The organism is Halococcus sp. IIIV-5B, assembly GCF_003602035.1.
Lineage (GTDB): Archaea > Halobacteriota > Halobacteria > Halobacteriales > Halococcaceae > Halococcus > Halococcus salsus.
Window position 1 is genome coordinate 151463 of record NZ_QZWE01000003.1, and the last position, 12139, is coordinate 163601.

14 protein-coding genes are annotated in these 12139 nt (G+C 51.3%); 8 read left to right on the top strand and 6 right to left on the bottom strand.

Features of this window, described 5'->3' with window-relative positions:
- Window positions 1-16 precede the first annotated feature (16 nt).
- The gene (locus D3261_RS03845; RefSeq protein WP_120069129.1) at window positions 17-283 is read right to left on the bottom strand and encodes a hypothetical protein; all 267 of its coding nucleotides are present in this window, start codon (window positions 281-283) and stop codon (window positions 17-19) included.
- A 112-nt stretch (window positions 284-395) separates the two neighbouring features.
- On the opposite strand from D3261_RS03845, the gene D3261_RS03850 reads away from it, so the two are divergent.
- Window positions 396-833, top strand: a complete 438-nt coding sequence (locus D3261_RS03850) for a TRAM domain-containing protein (RefSeq protein WP_120069130.1) — start codon at window positions 396-398, stop codon at window positions 831-833.
- Window positions 834-1051: 218 nt separating this feature from the next.
- Here the strand turns inward: D3261_RS03850 and D3261_RS03855 are convergent, their stop codons facing one another.
- Window positions 1052-1780 (bottom strand): DNA-directed RNA polymerase subunit epsilon, encoded by a 729-nt coding sequence (locus D3261_RS03855; protein ID WP_120069132.1) that lies wholly within the window; start codon window positions 1778-1780, stop codon window positions 1052-1054.
- Between the two features lie 429 nt (window positions 1781-2209).
- Here D3261_RS03855 and D3261_RS03860 point away from each other — a divergent pair, with 429 nt between their 5' ends.
- Window positions 2210-2857, top strand: coding sequence for a response regulator receiver protein (locus D3261_RS03860; protein WP_120069134.1), 648 nt, complete (start codon window positions 2210-2212; stop codon window positions 2855-2857).
- A gap of 259 nt (window positions 2858-3116) precedes the next feature.
- On the opposite strand, the gene lrp is transcribed toward D3261_RS03860, so the two are convergent.
- Window positions 3117-3572, bottom strand: coding sequence for an HTH-type transcriptional regulator Lrp (lrp, locus tag D3261_RS03865; RefSeq protein ID WP_120069136.1), 456 nt, complete (start codon window positions 3570-3572; stop codon window positions 3117-3119).
- A 158-nt stretch (window positions 3573-3730) separates the two neighbouring features.
- Window positions 3731-4561, bottom strand: a complete 831-nt coding sequence (gene tbsP / locus D3261_RS03870; RefSeq protein WP_120069138.1) for a transcriptional regulator TbsP — start codon at window positions 4559-4561, stop codon at window positions 3731-3733.
- Between the two features lie 284 nt (window positions 4562-4845).
- On the opposite strand from tbsP, the gene D3261_RS03875 reads away from it, so the two are divergent.
- The 5 genes from D3261_RS03875 to D3261_RS03895 all read left to right on the top strand — a co-directional run bounded on the left by D3261_RS03875 (window position 4846) and on the right by D3261_RS03895 (window position 9754).
- The gene (locus tag D3261_RS03875) at window positions 4846-5475 is read left to right on the top strand and encodes a hypothetical protein (RefSeq protein WP_233553872.1); all 630 of its coding nucleotides are present in this window, start codon (window positions 4846-4848) and stop codon (window positions 5473-5475) included.
- Window positions 5468-6016: a hypothetical protein gene (locus D3261_RS03880; protein ID WP_120069140.1), complete on the top strand. Its 549-nt coding sequence runs from the start codon at window positions 5468-5470 to the stop codon at window positions 6014-6016. The genes D3261_RS03875 and D3261_RS03880 overlap by 8 nt, the downstream gene beginning before the upstream one ends.
- Before the next feature lie 406 nt (window positions 6017-6422).
- Entirely contained in the window at window positions 6423-7280 is an 858-nt protein-coding gene (locus D3261_RS03885; RefSeq protein WP_120069142.1) for a ParA family protein, read from the top strand.
- Entirely contained in the window at window positions 7280-7702 is a 423-nt protein-coding gene (locus tag D3261_RS20295) for a hypothetical protein (RefSeq protein ID WP_199693907.1), read from the top strand. Before D3261_RS03885 ends, D3261_RS20295 begins: the two co-directional genes overlap by 1 nt.
- 849 nt (window positions 7703-8551) lie before the next feature.
- Entirely contained in the window at window positions 8552-9754 is a 1203-nt protein-coding gene (locus D3261_RS03895; protein WP_120069144.1) for an orc1/cdc6 family replication initiation protein, read from the top strand.
- 307 nt (window positions 9755-10061) lie between these two features.
- On the opposite strand, the gene D3261_RS03900 is transcribed toward D3261_RS03895, so the two are convergent.
- Window positions 10062-10451 (bottom strand): hypothetical protein, encoded by a 390-nt coding sequence (locus D3261_RS03900; RefSeq protein WP_120069146.1) that lies wholly within the window; start codon window positions 10449-10451, stop codon window positions 10062-10064.
- Window positions 10452-10810: 359 nt separating this feature from the next.
- Between D3261_RS03900 and D3261_RS03905 the strand changes: the two genes are divergently transcribed.
- Window positions 10811-11092 (top strand): methyltransferase domain-containing protein, encoded by a 282-nt coding sequence (locus D3261_RS03905; protein ID WP_120069149.1) that lies wholly within the window; start codon window positions 10811-10813, stop codon window positions 11090-11092.
- Window positions 11093-11439: 347 nt separating this feature from the next.
- Here the strand turns inward: D3261_RS03905 and D3261_RS19655 are convergent, their stop codons facing one another.
- A complete protein-coding gene (locus D3261_RS19655; RefSeq protein ID WP_147464918.1) occupies window positions 11440-12036 on the bottom strand; it encodes a hypothetical protein in 597 nt (198 codons plus the stop codon).
- Window positions 12037-12139: the final 103 nt, after the last annotated feature.

Sequence of the window (12139 nt, forward strand, 5' to 3'; positions counted from 1 at the left end):
GAAGAGCCCTCAACCATCAATCGTCAGTCGGCGTGAGATAGACCTTGTCGTCAACGTAGTAGATATGGCCACGACTTTCAAGCAGTTCCAAGGCATGCTCCGCATCGGCTTCCGTGAATTCCTCGTCTGCGACCAGCACTGCCGTGGCACTATCTTTTGTGAAATCCGCGTTCGAGAAATCCTGTTCGCCAGTCTCGTTACTGCCGGTTTCATCCTTCGCTGCTTCACGCAGGATATCGAGGGCGTCCTCGGCGAGTGGCGGCAGTCGCCGCTCCCAGCTCATGCACGATGTTGGCCTCCGAAAGCATGAATTCGTGGATAATTCGTAGTGACTAGTCTCGATCGTTTGGGAGCGAAGATTCAATACCCCCGCTCGAAAACGGAGGAATCACGCAATGGTTGAAATCTCAGAGCGGTTGGAATGTCTTTACAGTGGGTCTGTCGAACAGCATGGTGAGTCGTATCGAATCGAGGTTCCGCAGAATGAACTACAGAACGGCTCAGTCGTCGCCGGCGAAACCTATCGTGTCGCGATTCTCTCAACAGAGCAAACTGGTGAGGAAAGCGACTCTCCCTCGCAGTCGTCATCCAATACTTCGGAGTCAACGACACGATCGCCGCCAGTCGAAAGCGGCGACAAGCGCACACTCACTATCGAATCAGTCGGCGACCAAGGTGACGGCATCGCGAAAGTTGAGCGAGGCTATGTTGTCATTGTCCCCGGTGCTCGCCCGGACGACGAGGTTGAAGTCGAAATCCAGAACGCTCGTGAGAACGTCGCGTTCGCGGAAGTCATTGGAACCGCGTCATCGACCGCTGACGAAGAAGCGTAGGTCCCGCTGAGAGAGGCACGATTCCTTGTGTGAAGAGCTCACTGTTGTCCTCAAGACTAAGGATACCACTCGACAGCAAGACTTCGGTACACAGCAACAATACAGCAAAATGGCTAGTTGCTAGAAGCGACGAAATGGGAGCCCATTCAACTCCTCTCGTATCTCTACCTTGTCGCCAGAAGCACTTAAAGAATGCACTCAATTCGTAGATTCGTGGGTCATGCCGAGGAACCAGCCACAAGATCTGGCAGACTCGGGTCCCGGTAGGGATTCCGGCCATAGACTGCGTTGTGAAGGTCTTGTTCGTCTAGCTGGTCGACGAGCGTTCGCCGTAGCCGGTTCAGGTTCGTTACACCGAGGTCGTGTTGCTCGCAGAGTTCTGTGAACTGCTCATCGTCCATGATCGACTGGAACTGCTCGTAAAGGTCGGCGAGTCGCTCGGGTGGCTGTTCGGCGATCCAGTCGTTGTCATGAAGACCAAGGTGGTGTTCTCGTTCAAGATCGACAACGTGGCGGATCACGACGAGCGCGACTTTCGGGATAGCGCGCTGACTTCCGAACGCGGTGAGATCGAGGTCAACCATCGTCCCAATAGCGCGGTCGCGTTGCCAGGATGTAAGTCCGAGACTACTGCAGAGCGCGTGCGTGAGGCGAAGTTTCTCGAGACGGTGAGCCCGCTCGCTGTAGCCTTCCATCGCTGGATGGCGTTCCTCGTGGAGTCGCCGAATGTTCTCGCTGAGGTCGTGTTCGGGTGCCTCAGCGCGTCCGATACGCGTCGCACTCGGGGTAACGAGACCCCACCGACGAACGGTTTCGTCGCGCTGGAGGTCCGCACGTGAGACGGTACTGTCGCCGGGTAGCCTACTCAGTTCAATGAACTCTTCACGCTTGTCGTCTGTCTCCAGAGTAGGGGAGGGCGACTGTGGAACGGTTCCACTGTTGGTCATATCTGTACCTATTATCTGCTCGCGGTTGAAAGATGCGTCTGTGTAGAATTCTATCCCGCGCAGAACCCAGCGACCCTCTCTCGTATCTTTACCTTGTCGCCAGAAGCACCTAAAGAGCTAAGCGGTAATGAAGTCACCGAACCTTTTGAGGTCAATCATGTACGCCTACCACGTACACTGAAAGACCGCCATCTGGCGACAGGCCATGTACTATTTTGTATTGCCAAACTACGGTCTGCCTGTTAGATCCAAGTTGATCAGACGTCCAAACAGAGTTGGTATCCCATCCATCAGAATAGAAAGAGTGTTGTTGGCAAGAGCAAGCAAGAGCATCGTCTCTGATAGCGACCTTCTCAGATAACCGCGACTATACCCGCAACTGTGGAAAAGGACTCGCCACTATTTTGTCCGATCATCAGGTTCTTGGTTATGCAGAGCGTAGAGAAAAAACCGATGACGGACGTTGAGGATCTGACATCCATCTATATGGATGTCTCGAGGGGAGACACCACAACGACAGAGCGACAAGAAGACCAGCGAGGAAGATGGAACTCGAATACGAATGCTGACCAGCAAATTCGTTCAACCATCAAGGAAATGCACGAACGATATAACCTCAGTACCCAACTGTCGACCGACCAGCTGGTGACGCTCGTGAGGGCGTTCTTTAAGGGCGAGGGTGATACGGCAATCGCCCGACAACTCGGTGATAGCAGTCTGGATAGAACTGTGACTCGAGCTCGCCTCGGTCTTCATCTCTTTCGTGAACGAGACACAACAGCTGATTTCGATCTTGAGACGCTCAGCGAGTGCTTTGAGGCGGGTAATTCAGGGGCTGAGTGTGCTCGCCAACTGGATATCGCCGCCTCGACAGCTAACCAGTATCGGCGGATTCTCAGCGCACAGCAGGAAGCCAAACGTGTCGAGAACACCTACTATGAACGCTTCCGGCGTTTGTGCTCTGCAGAGGGCACGACAGAAGCTGAGGATCCCGACGCTGAATTCGAACCCGACTTCGATGATGGCCTTGCCGACGCAGTTGCCGGTGCTGGCGCGGACAACCCTCAATTCCAGTAGGAGTTCGTAGCAAACGCGGATGGCAAAGTGCGTGTGAGACTTCGCCACCACAGGACGCCACCTCAGAGCGACTGATATGCCATCCTGTGAATTATTCACCACCCATACCAGCATTAAAACCTCCGAAACCACCACCAGAGAAGGTGATAGAGATCTTGGATCACCTTCTTGATTCAGCACGTATCCAACGGTATTCTAGCTGACCGTTGCGTGTCTCTCTAATCTCGTACTCAGAGGGCCAATCATTATGAGAAGTGATCTAGTTGACGTCGAGTTCGAACTGCTTGTGTTCGCTGACGGTGTTCAACACAACGTTGGTGTTGGACTCTTTGACCCCGGAATCGTTCAGGAGAGCCTTGATCTGGCCGTTCATCTCGTCGGTATCTCTGAACTTCCCGACTGCAATGACATCGTAGTCACCAGTAACCTCGTAGATCGACGTGATTTGGTTGTGCTCGCGGAGATTCTCGATAACGTCGCCGAGTTTACCCCCTTCAATGTTGAGTTGGATAGTAGCCGTCACATCGTATCCCAGCTCGTCATAATTTACTTCTGGCGAGTAGCCTTCGATCACACCTGCATCTTCGAGTTCGGCGATGTGGTTTGAGATCGTCGTGACCGAGACGTCGAGTTCCTCGGCAAGGCTCCGAAGACTCGCGCGACCATCATTCAAGAGTTCGTTAATGAGTTCTGTGTCGAGATTTTCGTATGCCATTTCTCAGAATATAGCACGGAGATATGAGTTCTTTGCGAACTCAATCGGCGTCTGCCCACCAACTCAGAAGATGCACTGTTAGAGGATTCTACCTAGTTCCCCCATTGTCTGGTAAAAGGGGAGAAGTGCTCTACCGAGAATGCTGATGACAGCGAGAATTATGCTGGAATTCTTGAGGTCAACCGTTGAGCGACACTGGGGAGTTCGTCAATATCGGCATCCCGCAGATCTTCTTCGCCGAGGAGCAACCGTAGACGCGGTCGGCCGACGTCGATCGGGACTTTTTCGGTTTCGATGAGGCCGCTCTCTTCGAGGTTTGTTTTTGCTCGTGAGAAGGTTGCTTTACTTGCGAGGCCAATATCCTCTCCCCACTTCGAAACATCGTAGAGCAGGAGTTCGTGTTTGGCGGCCACGAGGAGACAGACATCCACTGCATCGAGTCCCTCATTGCTGCGAGTACTCTTAACTGCGTCCAGCATCGCTCGGAAGTCTTCCTCGACCTCCGAGCCGAATTCATCGTTGAGAGAGGCTTCCACCCGTGAGCGTGGCGGTGTTCGGAGCGAGAATTCCTCGGCCTGATTCCAGCGTTCGTTCCATGTCTCATTTGCTGCTCCGACGAACTCCTCGTTGTCGGTGGGGAGTCCAGCGGTGTATTCACCGGCGGTCACGAGTGAGACAACGGATTCTTCGCTGATGACCAATCGATTCTCGGATACGCTTTCGTCAGTCCGCATCGAGAGCGTCTCACTTTTAATGAGATCTGCAGCCTCGCTCGCTAAGACGAAGTCGTCTCGAACCCATTTCAATACGGATTCGGTTGCGAGAAGGTGAACGTTCGGTGGGTCATCTATTTCTCCGAGTACGGTGATGAGTGCCTCTGTAAGAGCCTCATCAAACCCAGTGCTAAGGAGATCGTTCGACTCATTTTCGAGAATTGCATCGAAGAGAGTTGATTTGGACGTGTCTACGGTGGTTTGAGGTAAGGCCATGCACAATATTAGCTTTGAGAGTATATCGACCTTTTGCCTAAGTAGTAAGGGTATTGTATAAGGATTCCAGTAAGCCCGCGATGTTTCAATCATGGTAGAAGTGTGATTGAGAAACTACGAATGATATTCAGTCGCCACCCCCCTTCTCAGGGGACTCATCCTAACTGGCTCTTTCAATGTAGGGTGAGACTCAAATGTAATGACGAGATAACTCAGAGTTTCTCACCCCATACCAACTCGGATTCACCGGAACCGTTTAGTCTATAGTTCGCGTACTCGGGACTATGTCAAATACGCCGCTCCCAACCCGTCCGCCAGATGTTGGGGATACAGCCCACCGATTTTTCGCCATCCAAGAGCTACTCAGAACGCCCGAGCTCGCGCGCTTTTATACCGACCTCTTGATCAATTCCCCAACCACAGTCACCGCTGCGCGTAATCGCCAGGGATTCTCCAAGAGCACCGCCTACAAGTACGCCAACACCCTGGCTGAGCTGGGTGTTGCAAGGGAGCTTGACTCACATAAGGATGGATCCGCCCTCTGGCGTGCTGACGCTGTAAGCGGGGACTGGACCGATGAAGCTACTCTCAAGCTCAGTCCGGTCACTATTGCTGTCTATGGAGCAACGAGCATCAACGAAGATCTGGAGCTATTCATTGATCGCCACGGAAAGGCCGCACTCGCACCTGCTATTACCGCAACAGTCGACTACCTGAAAGGTGAGATGACGCGACGAGGGGTCGCGGATAACTTGAGTGTGCCTGCTGTTGAGGCAATTGCAGTCACACAGGCGATCGAGCGGGTCATCGCTGTGGTGAAGGAGTTTGATCCAATACTCAGTGATATTTCTTTTGAGGTGGAGACTCCTCAGCAAGCGCTTGAGCAGGCTCCCTACGAGCGCACCGATGAGTGAGGGCCATCCATCGCCGTTTCCAACGGCCCTTATTCTTGATACGAGTTTTCTCCGGACAATTGGTGGCACGGATAGTTCGCAGTATCAGACGTTCATCGAATACGTTCGGTCCAAGGACAGAGATCTCTATCTGACCGAGAGCGTCGTTGAAGAGCTCACTGAACAGCGTGGATACATTAGCATTGACTGGGTCGATCGAGCGAACACGACGGAGTGGGTAACAGCCCTTGGTGAGGTTCAGACGGGTGTTCGTGTGCACGATGGACCACGAGCGGGTGAAGTTCTCGAGCGGGCACACGAACGACTAGCAGAGTTCGAGAAGACAGCCCCAGATAAATTACGGAAGACCGATGCAGAACTACCAGCAGCAGCCGTGATGCTGCTTGGTTCAACACCACATGATTCCGTTGGAGTCGTGATGGATGACCGAAACGCTGAACGAGCTATCGAAGGGGTGATTGAAAACACGTACTACGAGGGGCGGATACGAGTTTTGGATATCTGGACAACTATAGAACACATGAAGTCACAGCTGGGCTGAAAGATGGGTTTCTCGGAAGTGGCTGCATCATTCCTCTAGGGGATGTGCTAAACCAATTAGACCGTAGCCGCTCTGTGACTTGTCTAGCAAGCGCATTTTTATGCAGAGTATAGCACCATACGATTTACCGATATACTATATCAAGCGTGAACAGTGCTAGGGATCGGTTAAGGTCCTCATTTACGTGTGACCGCCAGAATCCAGTCCAATGACCAAAGGAGCGGATAGTGGGAACCCCACGGATTTACCGAGTAGCCACTTTTCATATCTGAACCATAGCTGTACAGTATAGCTTTGTGCTATAGCCACACACTATAGCTATGATGTATAGCTATACTTTCCAACTATAGTTTACAACTATATCGTCTGACCTAGATTTATATGTGCTTCCCGCAACTAGGAGGTTATGCTGACGTATGCGCCTGTTTCCGAGGCTGGTGGAGTAGGGAAAACGACGACTGCAGCGACACTAGCGGTTAGCCATGCACGCGCTGGGAATCGCGTCCTTGCTATCGACATGGACACACAAAACGGGAGTCTTACGTATTTGTTCGGCCCGGAATACGACCGGGGAAATCAAGAGGTCGATAATCTTGTACGACACTTAGTTGGTCGTCCAAAGGGCGATTTTGAGGAGCTCATTCATACTGTAGAGCATGGTGTGGACCTAGTGCCCTCACATAACATGCTCGAAGACCTCCACGAATTTCTTCTCAACGAAAAAAACCAGGCAGAGAGGCTTGGAGAAGCGTACAGCATGTACCGCCAACTCCACCGAGTGCTTCGTGAAGCAGATATCCGCGAAAAATACGATGTTGTGATTGTAGATTCGGCCGGAAAGGCTGGCCCGATTTTGTACAATGCGCTCGTTGCTGTCCGTAACGTCGTTATTCCGTTTGAAGCGACAGCAAAGGGCCAAGAATCAATCGAAGGCCTGGATGACCTTGTCAACGGTTTAGAGGAAGGGGTTGGGGTAGATATAGGCGTATTAGCGATTGTTCCAATCGGATACAAAGACACTCGTGACCAGCATGAGATACTCTCTGATCTTCGAGAAAGTGGGTTCCCGGTCCCCGTGGTTGTTGGTGAGCGAGGGTCGTTGATGGAAGGCTGCTGGAAACAGCAGTGTAGTCCGTATTACTATATAGAGAATCATCGTAGTCGGAAGCGTGACTACGAATTAGAAACACTCGAACAATTCGACGACCTCGCTCGTAGTCTTGAGGAGGAAGCAGGGCTGGAGAAAGGAGAGGTGACTGTATAATGGGCCTCAAATCAGGATCACGAGACGCTGGGCTCGACGGCTCACAGGAGGAAGACGATCAAGAGACCGAAACGGAAACAGTCAGCAGAGACGAGGAGAATATAGGAACTTCTGGCAATCAGGGGAATGATTCGACACAGGCCACAGAAGCCACTTCGAACCCAAAACGTCTAACAAGAGAGTCGATACCATACAAACTGCGTAGAGAAAAGGTGAACGCTGGCCGGGAGCAGGTTCCGTTCTTCCTCCGTGATGAAGTGGTCGAAGCAGAGAGTGATCTACAGGATGCCCTCGAAGAGATGGTGGGTGAAAATGTGTACAAGTCAGATTACCGCGAAGCGGCGATGGTCGTTGCTCAGCGAAATCCAAAACTTGTCGCTGAAATATTGCGTGAATGGGGATACGACCTTGATGCGACCTAATTTCGGTTCTGTATTTCCCTTATCCTGTCCTAATTTCGGTTCTGCATTTCCCTTATCCTGTCCTAATTTCGGTTCTGCATTTCCCTTATCCTGTCCTAATTTCGGTTCTGCATTTCCCTTATCCTGTCCTATAGAAACTCTTCAGTGATAATATTCTGGTGTCGATCGAAGTGCACTCTATACGCGCTTCGGATTGAATAACTGTGTTAATCGCTGGCAGACGGTAAAGTTGAATATACCGTGGTTCCGGTGAAGAGTCAACTGAGGAAGTATGTCTTCAGTCAGTGGGCCCTCTCGTGATCGGAGAGACACACCATGTTTCCGGTGAAATCAAGAATCATCATCGGAATATTCCGGTGCTGTTGACGAGAGGCAGATGGGTGTGCACCCAGTTGAAAGAGTTTACTGTAAGGTACTGACTATGCGCACACACTACGTTTCCGATGTAATGGAGATTGAGAGGTCCTCAAAATAAGACGAGTTCTAGGTAGCAAGACAGAACAGCCAGTGACATCTAAGCGATTTGTCTGACATAGATTTTTATACCTCGTCTGTGTACTGTCCGTATGCCACTATCGCTACAAAAGAAAGCGATCGCTAATCGCTGACAGTTTCAATTTTCAAGTGAACTGACTATCGCCTTGTCCTATAATTCTGAACCATCTGTATACCCTTTTCTTCTTCCCTCCTGCCCGAATTCTTGCCTAATCACTTGCTTTCCGATGAACGTGGACCCTCGTTTCAACTGCGCTTCACGGCTACTTCAGGGTGTTTTCATCGGAAACGTGGTGTGTGCGTCTCCCCAAAACATTAAAGCCATTTCACCGGAAACGTGGTGTCCAAGGAACCATGTCAAACGCAGGTGAGCTATTCATCCGTGAGGACCCAATTTTTGCGAACAAGGAGCTGCTTGAGATCAGTCACCTACCAGAGGAGGACCGCATCGTCGGTCGGGACGATGAAATCGCTAACCTTGCCAGCGCAGCGAATCCTGCGATCTTCGGCCAGAGTCCAAGCAACGTCCTAATCTACGGAAAGACTGGGTCTGGAAAATCTCTTTGTGCGAAATACGTCGCCGAACGACTTGTCGGTACGGCAGAAGAGGAAGGAGTTGACGCGGCGTTTGCGTACGTAGACTGTGCACAAGATACCACCGAAACACAGGCCGTCCAGACGATCGCAAGCTCGCTCAACAATCCGTCTGCAACCGATATCCGAATACCCGACAAAGGTCTCAGTACAGCAACGTACTACAAGCGGATGTGGAACCTTCTTGACGCCCAGTATGACGTCGTAATTGTCATACTAGATGAGATTGATAAGCTGGACTCCGACGATATCTTGATGCAACTATCCCGAGCTGGCGAAGCAGGAAAACTCAGCCGCTGCAAAATCGGAGTTACTAGTATCAGCAACAAGATAAAGTACAAAGATAGGATGGATGAGCGGGTGAAAAGCAGCCTCTGTGAACGGGAGTTCGTTTTCCCACCCTACAACGCGACACAGCTGGAGAAGATCATGGCTGCACGAAAAGATGCCTTCCACGAAGATGTTCTTGAAGAATCTGTGATTCCTCGATCTGCTGCGCTCGCCGCTCGTGAACACGGTGATGCGAGGAAAGCTATCGACATTCTCCGATACGCCGGTGAGATCGCCCAAACTACCAATGCAGAAAATGTTCGGGAAGAATTCGTCATCGAAGCACGTGAACAAGCCGAAACGGACCGGTTCAGAGAGCTCATTCGTGGGTTGACCCCCCATTCCCGTCATATACTGCAGGCCCTGACAGTACTTTCAGTGAATAGTGAGAACCAAGTGGGATTCCGAACCACGCAAATATTTGACCTCTATGAACAGGTTTGCCGACAGAATGCCACAACTAGTCTCTCCTTGCGACGTGTTCGTGACCTCCTCAAAGAGCATGCCTTTCTAGATATTACCGAACAAACTCGTCGTAGTGGTGGCAGTGCTGAGGGGAGCTATACCCAGCACAAGCTCCTTGAGGACCCGGAAATCGTCAAAAAGGTTCTAGTAGAAACAGATAGCATATGATTGACAGAAGGTAGATTCACCGGAAATCAGGTGTGTTGCTTTCACCGGAAACCCGGTGTCCTCCTTCCGTCTACTGTTGCCATAAGAGGTTAGCTACTCCAGTCTCCCAAGGGTAGACCACGAGGGCGAAGGTAACGACGAGAAATTGTGTGCTGAATACGGCTCCATTGAGGGCCGTACATTAAAAAGCCCTCAGCAACCATCCATTCAAACCCCTCTCACCACCGCATAAGTCACAGCTTACCAGTAAGGGTTCTCGGAAACGTTCAACTAGCAGGAACTAGGATCGGCAGGACTCACCACTTGTCTACTCTCGTGGGACCACGGGTGCGATGTACTCATTCTTCCAGGAATCGCCTTCTCGCCACTGCCAGTAGTAGTATCTGTATGACGTCTTTTCAGTTTCCTTCGTAGTCTTGACCGTAATGTATGCACCACTGGCTGGGACGTCTTCGTAATTCTTTGGATCCGTCGATATCTCGCGCTCACCTAGCTGTTCGATTTCTTCCTCGCTGACCTCTTCCTCAGCTCGCCGACGCTCGAGTTCCACTTGATGTCGCTGACGCTTCCAATCCGCCAAATCAGCTGCGTACCCGGCAACTGTTTCCAAACGTTCAGGGGATTGGTTCTCAAGTGGCTCCCAAAGGTACTTGGGCAGTTCTGGCGCTGAGGGCTTAATTCGATTCTCTTTGGTCATAGTTACCCCTCGAGTGGTGAGTATGTCAATATGTGGGGTAACTATGGATGACAGCACGGAGTTCCCTACCATCGGTATGTAAATCGCGTCTTCTCGACTGTTCCTATTGAACCACTAGATTGAGTGGTTGGGATAGTTTAAAGATCACTTCATGTGGACCTATTGATGTAGTACGTTAATCTCAACGATGGTCAACCACAGTTACCCCACCAATCAAAACCACATCAAACGTGTGGGGTAACTATCGATCTTAGACGACCGCGGATCCGAAGCGCCTGAACGATCCGTGACTATAATCACCTTTATGCTGAGGAGTTCGAATGAGATGATTTATACTGGCACCTGCAAAACGACAAATTATGGCTCCCAGAGAGGATGCCTACGGTGAAGCCATACGCGCGCATCACGCGGGCGAGAAGAGTTTCGAGATGGTCGAACGCGACGACGGATTTGTCAGCCCATCCGGTGGTCCGGAACTCTCCTTTTCTATGTGTGATGAATGGGCCCCGCGCGAGCGCGCGGCGACAAATCGTGCCGAGGGCCGCGTTCTCGACGTGGGTTGTGGCGCGGGTCGACACGCGCTCTATCTCCAGGAACTGGATCACGAGGTCGTCGGGGTCGGCACCTCACCAGGAACGTAGCAGTCAGCCGCGATCGGGGCGTCGACGCGCGTGAGTGTAACCCAATGTTCATAGGTTCGAAACTAGCACAATTGGAACAGTGGCGATGGAGCGGGAATACCTCGGTTTGGGTGGGACATGCACAACAGCCCCTCACATCCTCGACGAACTAGCGACAGTGACCAGCGATGAGGCGTGTCTTCTTTCGGAAACTCGCAATTTCCACGTCTCGGAGGATCCAAACCAGATTGTCTATTATGGATTAAATCGCCAGCGAGAAGCGCTCCGCGACAAATACAAGTCCTGAGCAGACAGAAAGAGGAAGAGAAGCGATCGATGCGATTCTTGAGAGTTCAGACCCGGAGCAACTAGTCTGAGCCGTAGGTGCCTTTTGCTATTAGGTCACAAACTGTTTCAGGGTCAGGAACGGAACGGTATGTTGTTACTTTCTCGCCATCCTCCTGCCATTTTATCGCGAGGTCACCGCTTGAGAGGAATTTATCTAACGGAGATCGGCTCTCTAAATTTGCAATCACAATATCAGTCATCGCAATCACTGAGATGTAGTCCCCCCGCCTTCGGTATGTGGATTTCGTGGTAACTGCATAGTACTTCTTTCGATGTGACCAGTAGGTGTATCCAGCAATACCCACAGCAACGAACAATATTACACCCCCCAAAACTATCAGTAGTAGCTGGGCATTTGGTGGACCCTCACCCACGGTCTCGAGCGAGGATATTCTAAGAACAGCTCCTCCTGCAAGGACGAATAGGAGACTACACAGCAGACCCGGTACGAGTTCCTTCGGGCCTTCACGACCCTCCCAAAGGAGTTCTTCGTCTTCATCAAGGGAAAAATAATTCGATGAAGGTGTATCAGGAATTGATTGATCCCCTGATAGCGCCACTGTATCCTCGGCCTGCTCAGAGTTCGTTTCGTTTCGGTGAGGTGTGCTTTGTTCCATTGGCAGCAGGGAAGTTGTTTGCGAGTTATTTACCGTCGGCCTTATATGTTACTCGCGTGCGCCCGCCTCGTTGAATACTCCTATTTCGCAGGAGATTTTAAGC

Coding starts and splice junctions, on each gene's coding strand:
- D3261_RS03845 (WP_120069129.1), bottom strand. CDS start 283: ATGAGCTGGGAGCGGCGACTGCCGCCACTCGCCGAGGACGCCCTCGAT.
- D3261_RS03850 (WP_120069130.1), top strand. CDS start 396: ATGGTTGAAATCTCAGAGCGGTTGGAATGTCTTTACAGTGGGTCTGTC.
- D3261_RS03855 (WP_120069132.1), bottom strand. CDS start 1,780: ATGACCAACAGTGGAACCGTTCCACAGTCGCCCTCCCCTACTCTGGAG.
- D3261_RS03860 (WP_120069134.1), top strand. CDS start 2,210: ATGCAGAGCGTAGAGAAAAAACCGATGACGGACGTTGAGGATCTGACA.
- lrp (WP_120069136.1), bottom strand. CDS start 3,572: ATGGCATACGAAAATCTCGACACAGAACTCATTAACGAACTCTTGAAT.
- tbsP (WP_120069138.1), bottom strand. CDS start 4,561: ATGGCCTTACCTCAAACCACCGTAGACACGTCCAAATCAACTCTCTTC.
- D3261_RS03875 (WP_233553872.1), top strand. CDS start 4,846: ATGTCAAATACGCCGCTCCCAACCCGTCCGCCAGATGTTGGGGATACA.
- D3261_RS03880 (WP_120069140.1), top strand. CDS start 5,468: ATGAGTGAGGGCCATCCATCGCCGTTTCCAACGGCCCTTATTCTTGAT.
- D3261_RS03885 (WP_120069142.1), top strand. CDS start 6,423: ATGCTGACGTATGCGCCTGTTTCCGAGGCTGGTGGAGTAGGGAAAACG.
- D3261_RS20295 (WP_199693907.1), top strand. CDS start 7,280: ATGGGCCTCAAATCAGGATCACGAGACGCTGGGCTCGACGGCTCACAG.
- D3261_RS03895 (WP_120069144.1), top strand. CDS start 8,552: ATGTCAAACGCAGGTGAGCTATTCATCCGTGAGGACCCAATTTTTGCG.
- D3261_RS03900 (WP_120069146.1), bottom strand. CDS start 10,451: ATGACCAAAGAGAATCGAATTAAGCCCTCAGCGCCAGAACTGCCCAAG.
- D3261_RS03905 (WP_120069149.1), top strand. CDS start 10,811: ATGGCTCCCAGAGAGGATGCCTACGGTGAAGCCATACGCGCGCATCAC.
- D3261_RS19655 (WP_147464918.1), bottom strand. CDS start 12,036: ATGGAACAAAGCACACCTCACCGAAACGAAACGAACTCTGAGCAGGCC.